This window comes from Sphingobium scionense (assembly GCF_014197035.1).
In the GTDB taxonomy this organism is placed as follows: domain Bacteria; phylum Pseudomonadota; class Alphaproteobacteria; order Sphingomonadales; family Sphingomonadaceae; genus Sphingobium; species Sphingobium scionense.
In genome coordinates this window covers 1-13,602 of record NZ_JACIEU010000057.1, presented here as the reverse complement: position 1 = coordinate 13,602, position 13,602 = coordinate 1, and the positions used below count along the sequence as shown (strand labels likewise).

The 13,602-nt window shown below is 59.1% G+C and carries 10 protein-coding genes; 4 read left to right on the top strand and 6 right to left on the bottom strand.

What is annotated here, in order from left to right:
- The first annotated feature begins 345 nt into the window (after positions 1–345).
- Complete coding sequence (locus GGQ90_RS27925; RefSeq protein ID WP_188084566.1) at positions 346–1,485, top strand: tyrosine-type recombinase/integrase; 1,140 nt, start codon at positions 346–348, stop codon at positions 1,483–1,485.
- A gap of 543 nt (positions 1,486–2,028) precedes the next feature.
- Here GGQ90_RS27925 and GGQ90_RS27920 read toward each other — a convergent pair.
- Positions 2,029–2,259: a hypothetical protein gene (locus GGQ90_RS27920; RefSeq protein ID WP_188084565.1), complete on the bottom strand. Its 231-nt coding sequence runs from the start codon at positions 2,257–2,259 to the stop codon at positions 2,029–2,031.
- Between the two features lie 91 nt (positions 2,260–2,350).
- Here GGQ90_RS27920 and GGQ90_RS29785 point away from each other — a divergent pair, with 91 nt between their 5' ends.
- Complete coding sequence (locus GGQ90_RS29785) at positions 2,351–2,485, top strand: hypothetical protein (RefSeq protein ID WP_281391475.1); 135 nt, start codon at positions 2,351–2,353, stop codon at positions 2,483–2,485.
- 751 nt (positions 2,486–3,236) lie between these two features.
- Here GGQ90_RS29785 and GGQ90_RS27915 read toward each other — a convergent pair.
- The gene (locus tag GGQ90_RS27915; protein ID WP_188084564.1) at positions 3,237–3,644 is read right to left on the bottom strand and encodes a hypothetical protein; all 408 of its coding nucleotides are present in this window, start codon (positions 3,642–3,644) and stop codon (positions 3,237–3,239) included.
- Positions 3,645–3,800: 156 nt separating this feature from the next.
- On the opposite strand from GGQ90_RS27915, the gene GGQ90_RS27910 reads away from it, so the two are divergent.
- Positions 3,801–4,442 carry a LuxR C-terminal-related transcriptional regulator gene (locus GGQ90_RS27910; protein WP_188084563.1) on the top strand — a complete coding sequence of 214 codons (642 nt, stop codon included), beginning with the start codon at positions 3,801–3,803 and terminating at the stop codon, positions 4,440–4,442.
- 368 nt (positions 4,443–4,810) lie between these two features.
- Here the strand turns inward: GGQ90_RS27910 and GGQ90_RS27905 are convergent, their stop codons facing one another.
- Positions 4,811–7,633 carry a TonB-dependent receptor domain-containing protein gene (locus GGQ90_RS27905; RefSeq protein ID WP_188084562.1) on the bottom strand — a complete coding sequence of 941 codons (2,823 nt, stop codon included), beginning with the start codon at positions 7,631–7,633 and terminating at the stop codon, positions 4,811–4,813.
- 182 nt (positions 7,634–7,815) lie between these two features.
- Positions 7,816–9,768, bottom strand: a complete 1,953-nt coding sequence (locus GGQ90_RS27900; protein ID WP_223178502.1) for a DUF8034 domain-containing protein — start codon at positions 9,766–9,768, stop codon at positions 7,816–7,818.
- Between the two features lie 276 nt (positions 9,769–10,044).
- Between GGQ90_RS27900 and GGQ90_RS27895 the strand changes: the two genes are divergently transcribed.
- Positions 10,045–11,373, top strand: a complete 1,329-nt coding sequence (locus tag GGQ90_RS27895) for an MFS transporter (RefSeq protein ID WP_188084561.1) — start codon at positions 10,045–10,047, stop codon at positions 11,371–11,373.
- Between the two features lie 27 nt (positions 11,374–11,400).
- On the opposite strand, the gene GGQ90_RS27890 is transcribed toward GGQ90_RS27895, so the two are convergent.
- The gene (locus GGQ90_RS27890; RefSeq protein WP_246428495.1) at positions 11,401–12,291 is read right to left on the bottom strand and encodes a LysR family transcriptional regulator; all 891 of its coding nucleotides are present in this window, start codon (positions 12,289–12,291) and stop codon (positions 11,401–11,403) included.
- Positions 12,292–12,319: 28 nt separating this feature from the next.
- Positions 12,320–13,237 carry a 5-dehydro-4-deoxyglucarate dehydratase gene (kdgD, locus tag GGQ90_RS27885; protein ID WP_188084560.1) on the bottom strand — a complete coding sequence of 306 codons (918 nt, stop codon included), beginning with the start codon at positions 13,235–13,237 and terminating at the stop codon, positions 12,320–12,322.
- Positions 13,238–13,602: the final 365 nt, after the last annotated feature.

Sequence of the window (13,602 nt, the reverse complement as noted above, 5' to 3'; positions counted from 1 at the left end):
CATTGTCAGCCTGCCAGCTCTGGCTGCCTGACCCGAACCCGATCCCGATCCTGCCGTGGATTGACGGTTCCTACACCACCTCCTGGGACACGACCATTTCCAACATCTGCCCTAATAGAGAAATGCGGTTTTTCCGGCATTAAATCCAGCCAATCCATTGATTTTGCTGGTGACCCCTACGGGCGTATAACTTAAATCTCAGGCAGGTTCAGGACGTTCCTAAGTCCTCTGTAATTTCAGAGATTTGTCTTGTAGGGTGTTCGCGGTCGGTCGCTCTGATTTGCCTGAAATCCCATCAATGTGTGGGATCTATCGTGGGACCATTTCAGGCGGGAATTAGAACCGATGGCTCTGACAGCTTTGAAAGTGAAGAACGCCCAGCCGGGCCGTCATATCGATGGTAGGGGATTATGCCTAGTCGTCAAACCAAGTGGCGCGCGATCTTGGGTTCTGCGGATGCAGAAGGATGGGCGTCGTCGCGACTACGGCTTGGGTTCGACATTCGACGTGTCACTTGCTGAAGCGCGTGATGCCGCGATGGCATTGCGCCGTCAGGTGCGTTTAGGCGTCGATCCTGTAGCGGAGAAGCGCAGGTCTCGAAAAGTCGTGCCTAGTTTTGAGACGGCCGCGCGGGACTGCTACGAAGCGATGAAAAAGGGCTGGAAGAACCAGCGGCACGCCAGCTGGATCGCAAGCCTTGAGAACCACGTCTTTCCGTTGATCGGCGCCCGGCCAGTCAACGAGGTAGACAGCCCTGCTGTTGTGGAAGTGCTGTCTCCGATTTGGTTGGACATACCGGACACCGCCCGCCGCATCCTGCAGCGTATTGGAGCCGTTCTGGATTTCGCGCATATCAAAGGCTGGCTTCCAGAAGAGGTATCCCTTCGTTCGGTCCGGAAGGGACTTCCGCGTCAGGCGGAAAAGGCCGGGCACCTGGAAGCCATGCCATATGCCGACGTCCCCTCTCTTATGCACCGGCTGGCGACGGCAGCATCGACGACCGGGCGCGATGCGCTGCGCTTCACTATCTACAATGCCGTGCGTTCGAATGAAACGCGCTTCGCGGTCTGGAGCGAGTTCGATCTTGAGAAGGCTGTCTGGACCATACCAGGAGAGCGAATGAAGGCGGGCGACACCCATGTTGTGCCGTTGTCACCGGCGGCAGTCGCATTGCTACGCAATCGTTGGAACCAGCGAAGCAGCGACACCGGTCTGGTCTTCAGCAACGATGGCGAAAAGCCGATCAGCGATATGACCATGACCAAACTGCTCAGGGACGATGGCATCAAAGGGGTGACGGTGCACGGTTTCAGATCAGCTTTCACTGACTGGACCGCTGAGCGGACCCGCTTCCCCAAAGAAGTGGCGGACAAGGCGCTGGCACACAAGCTTCCGAACAAGGTTGAAGCAGCGTACCGCCGCACAGATTTTTTCGACAAGCGCCGAAGCCTTATGGCGCGGTGGGCTGAATATCTTGAGCAATGATCTTCGAGGAGCAAATCTTCGCAAAGATTGGCTGAATGACATGCAGCAGGTTTTTTCTACTCTCAAAAAAGTAAAATTGGCGGATCGACTAAACCTCTGCTGACCTCTACATAGCTATACGCGACCCGTCCGTGGAAAGATGTTTTCAAGGGCAAGATGGCTTCCGACTTTCGGTGATCGTCGGAAGCCATTTTTATCTGGATGGCGCGAGCCGGATTACCTGTCAGCTTTTGGCTGAGGATGGGACATTCCCGACTGTCGACTTCGGGATGAAAATCTAAGGATGCGGACATTCAGAGAGGGGATGCGGCGATGAATGTCCACCGTCTGTACCGCGGATGTCTTAAACCAAAAATCGGCCCTATTCCCAATTGATTGGGCAGAGGCTACACTCAAAAGCGAGCAACTCGAAACGACGTGCGGCTCGCAGTATCCACGTTCTGTGATCTGGGCCGCCTCATCACGCTTGAACTCATCGCTGAAATTGGGATTACCTATCGCCGTCTTCTGTCCTCAAAATTAGGATAGAAGGCGTCCAGAAATTTACGGGCTACTCACATCGACGTGTCCATCGGTTCGAGGTTGCCTCTCTGGTGGGATTAGCCGCCTGCGCTTTAGTTCTCTGATCGCTCCGTCCTGCGCCGGCGTGAGGTTCACCCAATCAGTTACACCGGCAAACTCTTCAAACAATTGTTCTTTGCTACGCAGGATCGCTTCGGCTTCCGCATAGACAAAATCTTGGAGAGAGTAGGGTCGCCGCTTTTGATCACTCATTAGCCGCCTCCGTTCTTGAGCAAGACAATCGTTACGATATCGGAATTAGAAATTCGATCAAGCGTTTAGCTATTTTTTGAATATCCCTACCGTGACCGGCGTATTGGTCGAAGTGCTGCCCGAAACAGCAAATCGCCCCACTGTGCTGATCGCAGTCAAGATATGCGTAATTGCACCCGGCCATGAAGCCAGCGACATCGACATGGGTCCAGCGCCCGCGACGTGATCCACGACCGACTTCCCGCCGTTGAACATCACATCAGGTAGCCTACGCGCTACTCGACACCCACCGGCGCAAGGATGACGTTTCGAGGGGCCGTGGCGCGATCGCGCCGAAGCCAGTCCAAAGAGCGAAGCGATACCCAAAATGACGGAAAGGTCAGGCTGATTGACGAGTGGCTAGACGCGGATAGCTTTCTCGACGAGAGCGTGAAGGGCAGCCTTGCCCCAGATGATTGGCGTGGTGTTCACGCGATATAATTCTGGTTGAACATCACAGCCTACTTGCTAGCCTGCTGTCGATTCCGGTCGCAACACCTCCTTCAACATTCCCCCCGAATGGTTGAACCGGGATCAACGACACTGCCAATCTCACGATGCAAGTCAGATAACATGATTCAAGATATTGAAGAATTGCTATCACGTCTCAATGCCACAGTCGCAGCTTCACCTGTCGACTACGCTTCACTTAGTGATATATTGGAAGCTCTATTTCAATATGAGCAAAACAACAGGAAGGAAACCTTGACACTGGACCAGAAAGAAATGCTTTCGAGCGCCAGAGACCTATTTCTTAGTCGAAAAACCGCATAAGCGTACACAAACTGGTGGCGAATACCGCAGAAAGGCGCAACTGTTGCGCAATCGCAGCCAACTTATTACCTGCGCGGTATGATGCACCAGAGCGCTCGCAAAAAAGAGTATGCTCGTCTGCTGCAACTCGCCGCAGACGAACAAATGTCTGCTGATTTGGCCGCTCAGCGCGGCGACGATACCCTCTTGATTGAGATGCATCGCCGCCGAGCAGCACTTCTCCACGAGCGGGCAATTTCGGTTCGCTGTAACGTTGATGTTGCGCTCGACTGATCATTCAGCGTCTCAAGCCACGATGATCCCAGTCGTGTGCGCTTCTGCTCAAGCTCAATGTTGCTACCGGTCAGGATCAAAACATGCTGGGTGATGATGTGCTCAGTCAAATAATCAAGTGCAGCGGCGGTGTAAGCGTTGGCCGCACCAGCGGCTTCCGGTTGGTCGTCACAAAGCTGCCAGCCTTTAGTCAGCCAGTCTTGAGCGCCTATCTGGGAGCAGCAGACGAACTGCATTTGGGAACGAAAAATCCGCATCTGAGCGTCCGGCATGGAGCGGTGGTCGACGCCGATTTCCATCGTAGCTTCAGCCCTCCTGACGCAGAGCATGGAAGAAAAAATGCTTAGTCCGCCTGCGACTTTGAGATTACAGCGAGTCTAAAGCGAATTTACCATCCAGAGCATGGCGGCCGTTCGGGGGCAATCGATTGGGTCCGCCTAGGAGAGTTCATCGCTATGATTGACCGTGCTAGGGTATTGGTGATCGACGATAGCATAGAGATGCGAAGCTTCCTATGCCGGCTTCTGCGGAAGGATTCTCGCTGTGAAGTGGTAGAAGAAGGAGCAGATTGCGCACATGGTGTTGCCATGGCGCGCGATTACTCCCCCGACATCGCTATTCTTGACTGCGGTCCCCCTTTGAAGAATGAGCCGCACTACGCAACGCAATTGAGGCTGGTTACTCCCTCCATCTACATCGGGATGTTCACTCTGCAGCATAGCAAAACGAAAATTGCCAGCGCCCTGAGTGCAGGCTGCAAAGCGTATTTCTCAAAAATTGACGGGCTGTCGGTTTGGCAGCAGGCGATGGACCATGCCCTTAAAGGCGAGCCCTTCTTTTCAGGCGATGCGAGCGAGTTCCTGGTTGAGCGGGTGCTCGATGAAAGCGTAATCCCCGTGCGACGCCTTACCCCGCGACAGCGTCAGATTGTGCAACATATCGCTGAGGGGCGGCGAAACACGGAAATCGCTGAAGTTTTGGGCATGAGCGTCAAAACCATAGAGGCACATCGCTTGGAAGCGATGAAACGCCTCGACTTACGAAATGTGGCAGACCTTGTTCGATATGCGATTCGCAATTGCATCATTGAACCGTGATAAACGCTAGCTCCCCGGAATTCCTTCCCTCAGGGCAAAAGACAGCTCACTGTAGCAGGCTGGCAATCCCAGACACAACGGCGAATGCCTGATTATGGGCACATTCACCGCCAATCTGAATGACTGAGATTGGGCGCGAAGCCGACCGACCATTTCGCACAGGCTGATCGGCCGCTTCTGTCACGGTCGGACGTTCACCAAAACCAATATGACCGACCGACTTTGGTCGCGAGCTGCCGGAACCGGACGGTCTGCATCTGGGGAAGCGAATGCTGGCTCCGAGCGTCTCATAAGGGTCGGGACCTGCTGGTTGTCCAACTGTTGAACCAGCAGGTCTGCTAGGCCGTAATTTTGCGATTATGATTATCTCAGTACCGAAAGCGCACGCCAATCCTGTAGGCGCGCCCGATCGTGTCATAGAGGGTCGGATTGGTTTGCAAGCTCGCACCGCCTATCGCGGCCACGACCGGCGGGGCCTTGTCGAACAAATTCTCGATCTTGCCGAATAGCTCCAGCTGTTTGCTGGTGCCCGTCTGGAAACGATAGACGCCAGCAAAATCCACATATGCTGCTCCCTTGATGCGATTGTCGTCGATATCCACGCCCGACTGCCAGCTATTGTCGTAAACGCCACCGCTGATCGTCCGCAGCGTTACAAGCCCAGAGACCTTTTCATCGTCATAGCCCAGCGTTGCGAACCAGCGCCACTTGGGTGCGTCACCCGTGTTCTGGCCTGCTGCTTCGGTCCGCACGCCCCCATTGATGGTCGTGCGCCGAGCGATATGCGAGCCGAGCACGCGCAGCGTCACCGTGCCACCAAGATTAGCGGCGATGTCGGCTAGTGGCTGGCGGAAACTGGCTTCGACATCGACGCCGCGGGTCTTGAGTTCCGCCACGTTGACTGGCCGCGTAATGATGCGGGTGATATTGCCGTCGGCGTCGCGCTCGACATTGCTGCACAGGGCCTGTTCGCCGCGATAGCAGCGATCCACCAGATCCTGGGCGCCCAGACTAGCGATCGCGTCCTTCAGCTTGATTGAGTAATAATCGATCGAGGTGGTGAACTGCGGCAGCCAGGACGGGCTGTAGACGGCCCCGACGCTTACCGTGTCGGCTTTTTCGGGGCGCAGTTGTGGATTGCCGATCGTTACACGGGTGGTGCGAACTGAGGCCAGCCCGTTGGCAGGGTCCAGCACGTCGACCGCGCCGGTCTGGCCGGCGGTGAACAGCTCGCCCAGGTTGGCCGCACGGATGTCACGAGAGAGCACACCGCGCAGGCGCAGATCGTTGATTGGCTTCCAGCTGAGGCCCAACTTCCAGGTCTCGACACTGCCGCTGGTACTGTAATCGGTGTAACGCCCGGCCGCATTGAGTTCGAGCGATCGTAGAAACGGCATATTCTCTGCAAGCGGCACGACGATTTCAGCATAGGCTTCCTTGACGTCGTAGCTGCCGTTGGTGCCCTTGAAATTGCCTGTATAGAAGCCGTTGACGGCAGAGACATCGTCGCCGGAACCAGACACCTCTTCCTTGCGATATTCGGCGCCGACGGCGAGGCTCACCGGGCCCGCCCACAGGTCGAAGGGTTCGCCGCTGATGCTCGCCGCAGCGACATTCTGCTTGAGCGAAAGCTGCTGCCAGGCGGTTCCCTTCACATAGGCGACCGCAGCCGGGTCGGCGACGCCATGGCCGAAGATATTGAGTGGAACACAGCCATTGCCCGGCGCGGCGAGCGTCGAACGGCAGACGATGCGACCATTGGCGTCGCGCACTGCGTCGATCGCTTCGGCAAAGCGGGCAACATTGGTGGTGTTGTAGAGGACCGAGCGGGTATCGGTCTGGCCATATTGATAATAGGCATCCCAGCGCCAGTCGTCGAAGACCGTGCCTTCTAGTCCCAGCACGGCGCGATAGGTCTTGCGGGTCGCCTCATTTTCGGGCCGGCCCAGATCATAGGTCGAATAGCCATAGCGGAAGGAGCCGATGCCCTGCTGCGCAGCCCTGTCCCGAATAGTGGCATCAAGGAAGGGATTGCTGGCCGACATGGTCAGATTGCCCTGGTAGCGCTGATAGGCGGACAGGTTGTTGGTCCTGGAATAACCGTAGGAACCTTCGGCGATCAGCGTCACATCATCGGTCAGATCATAGCTGACCCGGCCGAAGGCCGCCCAGCGCTTCAATTCGGAATCGAGCGCGTTGACATCCCCTTCATACCAGCTGTTACCACCAACCATCAGTGGCGAGCTGATCGGGCTGCCTAGCTGGAACGGCATCGGGACCCCGTCCTCGCCAAACTGGGTATTGGCAAGGCCCGTGGTGGTGATGACGCCCCCCTTGGCCACATTGGAATAATTGACGTTGCTGGCGATGATCCGCTGTGGCTGGCCGTTGGTCGGCGTATAATTGGGATTGGATAGCAGGTTGGTCTGGTTGAACCAGCTCCGCTTGCTGGGGTTGATGCTGTTGATACCGGCCTGATAGGCACCTTCCACGCTGAACAGGACATGGCCGCGCCCATCGGCAAAGGGAGTGCCGAAGGCTAGATAGCCGGTCATATTATCGTCATCGCCTCGATCGGTGATGCCGCCGGACAGCGATCCCTTGATGCCAGTGAATTTCTTCTGCAGCACGAAGTTGACGACACCGGCCACAGCATCGGAGCCATAAGCCGCAGATGCACCGCCGGTCACGATGTCCACGCGCTCGACCAGGGCGCTGGGCAGGTTGTTGACGTCGACCGCCGAATTGACGGCGGATGCGACGACGCGGCGGCCGTCCAGCAGGACTAGCGTCCGGTTGGAGCCGAGCGAGCGCAGGTTCAGCGTATTGAGGCCGTTGGTGCCGGTGCTGGTATTATTATTGCCCGTGCGCGTGGTGGAACTGCCGCTGACCTGTGGCATCTGGTTGACGAAATCGGCGATATTGGCAGGCGCGGCCTTCTGGATGTCGGCCAGGCCGACGACGGTGGTCGGCGTAGGCGCAGTAAAGCCCGAACGGGTGATGCGCGATCCGGTCACGACAATGTCGGCGACCGCCGGTTCCGCCGCCTTGCTGGCATCCTCCTGTCCGGCCGGCGCCCCCGGTTCGACCTGCCCCCAGGACGGGCCGGCCATCGCAGCCAGCATGATGGCGGAGGTCGCAGCCCCCCGGCGCAGCACAGATCGCGTCTTGATGGTGAAAAGGCGGTTCACGGCATCCTCCCAGATTTTGATATGCTCGCGTCGGCCCGGAGCAGGTCTGGAGACATGCTCTTGAAGGGAGTGCGAACTTTTGGATTTATCTCTGACCAAAACTATGGAGCGCTGGCGCGTTCCGGTCCAATGCTGTTGAAAGGGTGATCCATGCAGAACTTGCATGGATCACTTTGCCTGCCTCAATAGGCAGCGGGCTTCTTATCTTCGGTGATGACGCGCGGCGCCTCATCCACGACCGGGCCAGCCCATGGGAAGTTCAGCGTCGGCGCATTTACGAAGCGGCGCATCTTGAGCTGCAGGCGCGCGCCTGCCCCCGGGGCAAGCCGGATGGTAAAGGACCGGTCATCGACCCGCTTTGCCACACCGCCATCGATCGCGGCGGTCATGATCTGGTGCTCGCCATAGGCGCCACCCTGGATCGTCACCGTGCGCCCCTGTGACGGGCTGCAGTTCACCAGTGTGACCGCCGCGCTATCCTGGGTCATGCTGTCGACCAGCGCTGCGACGTCCTGCGGGATACCAGGTCTTCCCGCTATCGGATCAAAATAGCGCAAGGTCGAGAACTGGAGAGCGCCACGATGCATGTTCTGTCCGCCCTGCATCAACATGGTGAGCGCGCCGACGCTGGCCGGATTCTGGTCCATCACCGTATCGACGAAGCGAGTGTCCGGCAGGGTCTTGTCCTGACGCATCGCATCACCCGTGTCTCGTATATGGGCCAGCGCCTCGCGCAGGGCCGTGACAGGGAAAGCGGAGTTGCCCCCTTCCAGATAGTCGATGAAGGGAGACGCCGCCGTCCGGGCCCGATCGGCGGGGCTGAGAGAGACGAGATAGAGCTCCTCTGCGCCGACTGCCCATTTGGCGGGTTTGAAACTATACCAGCCTTCATCGCCATACATGGTGGGATAGGCCATCTTGCCGTTCACCATCTTGCCATTGGCATTGATGCTGTCGGCCATTCGCCGCCAGGCATCGAGATATTTGTCGTTGCCGGTCAGAAGATAGGCATTGAAGAAGCCGAGGATCGCAAACGGGATGCGATTGCGATCCTGCCGCTCGCCGGTCATCGGGATCACCGGGCTGAAGCCCCAGCCATAGGTGCCGCCATACCATTTGCCGCCGGCCTCGCCGCCGATTGTGCCGTCGAGGCCGATATTGGACGGCAATATATCCTTGTTGGCGCGTGCGCGATCGATCCAGGCATCGACATAATCGACCACCCACTGGCGATATTTCGGTTCCTGCGCGAGCATGAAGGCATTGGCCACCAGCCCCGTGGCGCCTAGGTTCAACGGCACGTCGCCGGTCGTTTCGGTGTAATCCTTGAAATGCTCCAGCATCTCCTCATAGCTGCGCTCGCCATGCAGCAGGGATTTAGGGTCGATGCCGGTCAAGTCGATCGGGTCGCCGGTCCAGTCTAGCGCCGTCGCCTTGCGCATCAGTGGTCCACGGCTACCATTGAACATGCTGCGGATGACGCGGTGCTTGGGATCATAATTGGGTGCCGCCGGGTCTTCCCCGGTATAGAAGCCGGCAAAGCGGCGCACCCTGTCGCGATAGCGCTGGGCATAGGGATCGCCCAGGCCCATCACATTGAAGACTGTCAGCCCCTCGCTATTGTGCATCCAGTCCATCATCACCGGGAATTCCCGGAAATACATGCCCTGGCGCGCGAACGGCACCTCAGTGGTTCGAGCCTGCGAGAATTGCCGGACATGGCCTTCATAGGCGAGCTCATAGAGCTCTCGAATCCGCTCGGCGCCACCCAACTGATAGATATGCGGCCAATCATTGACGTTCTCGATCGCGTCGTCGGGACCATCATTTGCGCCCCAGCGCTCGATCGCGCGGAAATAGCCACTGCGCGGGTCGAAATAGCGCGCGAAAAAGGCCTCGCAGGCGGCTGCATGCGCATCGAGCACTGCCCGTTCCAGCAGCGCCCATTCGGGCGGAGGCATCGGCGTGTCTACCTCGAACAGCGGCGCGGCTGGGAGCACGGCGGCCAGCGCGGGGCCCGCCGCTGCCACCAGAGCCAATGCTGCCGATCCACGGAGGAAGTGGCGACGGCTGGCCGCGCCACGATCTGCAGGGGCATTGGTCTTCCCGTCGTCCGATCCTTGGATGCCGCTCACCTGATCCTTCTCCTTTATCTCTCGTCGGGCTGGCCCGATCCTTGCTGTCGATAGCCCCGCCGCACGATGCGATGCCAACCCCAATCTGACATGGATCGATGCATGACATGCACTGATAGGGAGCAGGGCTGGCCTGGCACGGGTATATCGAACCAAGAATTAGCTTGGCCGAGCCGTTGTTGGACTTGGACCATTCCCGAAATGTGGTCTAGCGTCCCATTTTATTTGCGTAAACGCTCCGTCAGACGAGCGGCATATCAGGAGAGGCATTTGTCCATGACCGCCCCCGTAGCGACCGGCACGCGTCCCACCCGCGTCCGGTATCAGGTGATCGCCCTGATCTTCCTGATTACCTCGATCAACTATGCCGATCGCGCGACTTTCGCGATTGCCGGCAATGCCGCCAGCGGAGAATTGGGCCTGTCACCGATACAGACCGGCTTCATCCTGTCGGCTTTCGCCTGGTCCTATGTGCTGGCGCAGATCCCGGGGGGCGTGCTGCTCGATCGGTTCGGCACCAAGCGCATCTATGCCGGAGCAATCGCTATCTGGTCGGTCTTTACAGCTCTGCAGGGGGCGGTCGGCCTGATCGCGGGGTTGCCCGTGGTGGCGACGCTGTTCGCTTTGCGCTTCCTAGTCGGTTCGGCCGAAGCGCCCTCCTTCCCCGGTAATGCGCGCCTCGTCACTGCCTGGTTCCCCACTGCCGAGCGCGGCGCGGCATCGGCGATCTTCAACAGCGCGCAATATTTCTCGCTGGTTGCCTTCGCGCCGCTGATGGGCTGGCTGGTCCACAGCTTCGGCTGGCGATCGGTCTTCTGGGTGATGGGCGGCCTGGGCCTGGCGGCTGCGGGGCTGTTCATCCGCTTCATCCACAGCCCCGCGCGTCATCCTGCGATCAACGCGGCGGAACTCGCACATATCGAAGCTGGTGGCGGCCTGATCCATATGGAGGACATGGCGCACGACAGGACGACCCCGGCCAGTTTCACCTGGCACAATCTGCGCCAACTGCTGGCCAACCGGATGATGCTGGGCATCTATCTCGGCCAATATGGCGTTAACGTACTGACCTATTTCTTCGTCACCTGGTTCCCCATCTATCTGGTCAAGGAACGCGGCCTAAATATCATGGAAGCCGGCTTTGCTGCCGCAGTCCCGGCCCTGTGCGGTTTTGGTGGCGGTCTGGTTGGCGGCTTCCTGTCCGATCGCCTCCTCAAGCGCACCGGATCGATCAATCTTGCCCGGAAGGCGCCATTGGTGGCAGGGATGTTGCTCGCCACCCTCATCATCGCCTGCGTCTGGGTGCAGGCCGAATGGCTGGTGGTGACACTGATGGCGCTCGCCTTCTTCGGCAAGGGCGTTGCCTCGCTCGGCTGGGCGATCATGGCGGACGTCGCACCCAAGAGCCTGGCCGGTCTGTCTGGCGGCGTGTTCAACATGTTCGGCAATATCGCCGGGATCGTAACCCCGATCACGGTCGGCTACATTGTCGCGGCAACCGGCTCCTTCGACCTCGCCCTCGTCTTCGTCGGTACCCATTGCCTGCTGACGATCGTCGCCTTCACCGTTGTAGCGGGGCCGATTCGGCGGCTGGAACTGGCCTGATCCCGCCCGCCATGGCGGGCCGCCCGCTCACCCCGTGACGTCGACGCAAAGCTGGCGCATGGCAGGCAAGGCGGGATTGCCGTTGTCCCTTCGCCATGCCATGTGGAGTTCCACGGGCCGTTCCTGCGGCGTCATCAGCCGGCGGAAATGGACGTCGCTCATATGCAGGCCGGTGGCGCTTTCAGGTACTATCGCGGCGGCAACACCGGCATGGACAAGACCCAGCATCGAATGGATCTGCGTCACATATTGGGCATAGATCGGGGCGGCGCCGACATCGTCGAAAAGGCTTTCCAGCATATTGTGGAAATAGGCTGCACCCTGGCGGGAATACATGACCAGCGGCTGGCCATCGAAATCGGCCGGGACGAATGCTGCCTTGGCCTTGCGCGGATCTCCTGGCGGCAAGGCCACGAACAGGGGTTCGTGAAGCACGCAGGCGCTGTCGAATTCATGACGGTTGACCGGCGGGCGCACGAAGCCGATGTCGACCAGCCCGGTGAGCAAGGCGTCGACCTGATCACCCGACACCATCTCGCGCAATTCCAGTTCGATATTGGGTAGCATGGCGCGGGCCTGGGCAACGATGCGCGGCACGATATTATAGCCCGACACAGCGGTGAAGCCGATTGCCACCCGGCCAGCATCGCCCTTGGCGACGCGCCGGGCGGACAGGGCCGCGCTATCGGCCAGGCGGACGATGCGGCGCGCCTCGATCAGGAAGATGCCGCCCGCCGGAGTCAGGCTGACCTGACGGCTGGTCCGTTCCAGCAGTTGAACATCCAATATCCGCTCAAGCAGCTGAATTTGCCGGCTGAGCGGAGACTGGGTCATATTGAGCCGGCGAGCAGCCCGGCCAAAATGCAATTCCTCGGCGGCGGCGACAAAGCAACGAAGCTGGCTCAGTTCGAACATCATGCCAGACTATCCGTGCCTTGCCGCTTCGTCACCCCTTGGCGCGATCGATCAGGACGCGCAATTCGGCCTCCTCCTGCACGGACAGATCGGTTAGCGGTGAGCGCACTGGGCCGGCATCACGGCCCACGATACGCATCCCCGCCTTGACGATGGATACTGCATAGCCTTTGCCCCGGTTCCGCAGGGCAATATAGGGCAGCACGAAATCCCGCAGGCCGGCCATCACATGGGCCTGATCGCCGGCGCGCACCGCCTTGTAGAAGGCAAGCGCCCATTCCGGCATGAAGTTGAAGATCGCCGAACTGTAGGTCGTGACGCCCATGGTCAGATAGGGGGTGGCGAAAGTTTCCGCAGTCGGCAGCCCGCCGATATAGGTCAGCCGGTCACCCATCCGCGCGAAGATCCGGGTCATCAGTTCGATGTCGCCCACGCCATCCTTGAAGCCTATCAGATTGGGGTTGCGATCACATAGCCGCGCCAGCGTCTCGTCATCGACGATCGCATTGTCTCGATTATAGACGATCACGCCCAGGCCCGTCGCACGGCAGACCGCCTCGACATGCTCGGCGAGGCCGTTTTGCGTGCTGTTCATGAGATATGGCGGCAGCAGCAGCAAACCGTCGGCGCCAGCCTTTTCTGCATCGCGCGCAATGCCAGTGGCGATGGCCGTACCATAGCCGCAGCCAGCGATGACCGGAATGCGACCATTGGCCTCCTGCACCGCTGCGGCAACGACTTTGGTAACCTCGTCCGGGGTGAGCGAAAAAAACTCTCCGGTGCCGCCAGCCGCGAACAGGCCGGTCAGTTCGTGCTCCAGCATCCAGCCGCAATGGTCGCGATAACGACCTTCGAGAAATGCGCCCTGTGCATCGAAATGGGTAACCGGGAACGACAACAAGCCACGGCCCAGCTGGCGCGCAAGATCGTCGGGACTGAAATGGCTCATGGCGTGGTTTCTCCTCTCCCTGGCGGGAACTCCGCCGTGCTTCATGGCCCATCGGCATAGGCAGCGGCCGCCGCAGCGTCCAAACCAAAGGCGCGCATAATCAATGCGCGGCTTGGCTTGATTGACAAAAGCGAGATGGAGATGCGCGTTGATCATGCGCTAGATGCCGCCGATACGGCCTCCTTAGAGGACGGCAGATATTATTCGGGAGCCAGCGATAACCAGACGGTCCGCACCTGGAGTTCAAAAATTAACTGCTCAATGACCGACAAGGGTGTGCGCCGTGCAAAGGCGGCACTTTCTAGTGGGTGAAAGGCCCACCCGGCGATGCTCCAGCCGGAAGCAACCGGGGCAGGCATGGAGGT

What these genes read in the sequence shown, in the direction of transcription:
- GGQ90_RS27910 (WP_188084563.1), top strand. Translation starts at nt 3,801, where the DNA reads ATGATTGACCGTGCTAGGGTATTGGTGATCGACGATAGCATAGAGATG.
- GGQ90_RS27920 (WP_188084565.1), bottom strand. Translation starts at nt 2,259, where the DNA reads ATGAGTGATCAAAAGCGGCGACCCTACTCTCTCCAAGATTTTGTCTAT.
- GGQ90_RS27915 (WP_188084564.1), bottom strand. Translation starts at nt 3,644, where the DNA reads ATGGAAATCGGCGTCGACCACCGCTCCATGCCGGACGCTCAGATGCGG.
- kdgD (WP_188084560.1), bottom strand. Translation starts at nt 13,237, where the DNA reads ATGAGCCATTTCAGTCCCGACGATCTTGCGCGCCAGCTGGGCCGTGGC.
- GGQ90_RS27925 (WP_188084566.1), top strand. Translation starts at nt 346, where the DNA reads ATGGCTCTGACAGCTTTGAAAGTGAAGAACGCCCAGCCGGGCCGTCAT.
- GGQ90_RS27895 (WP_188084561.1), top strand. Translation starts at nt 10,045, where the DNA reads ATGACCGCCCCCGTAGCGACCGGCACGCGTCCCACCCGCGTCCGGTAT.
- GGQ90_RS27890 (WP_246428495.1), bottom strand. Translation starts at nt 12,291, where the DNA reads ATGATGTTCGAACTGAGCCAGCTTCGTTGCTTTGTCGCCGCCGCCGAG.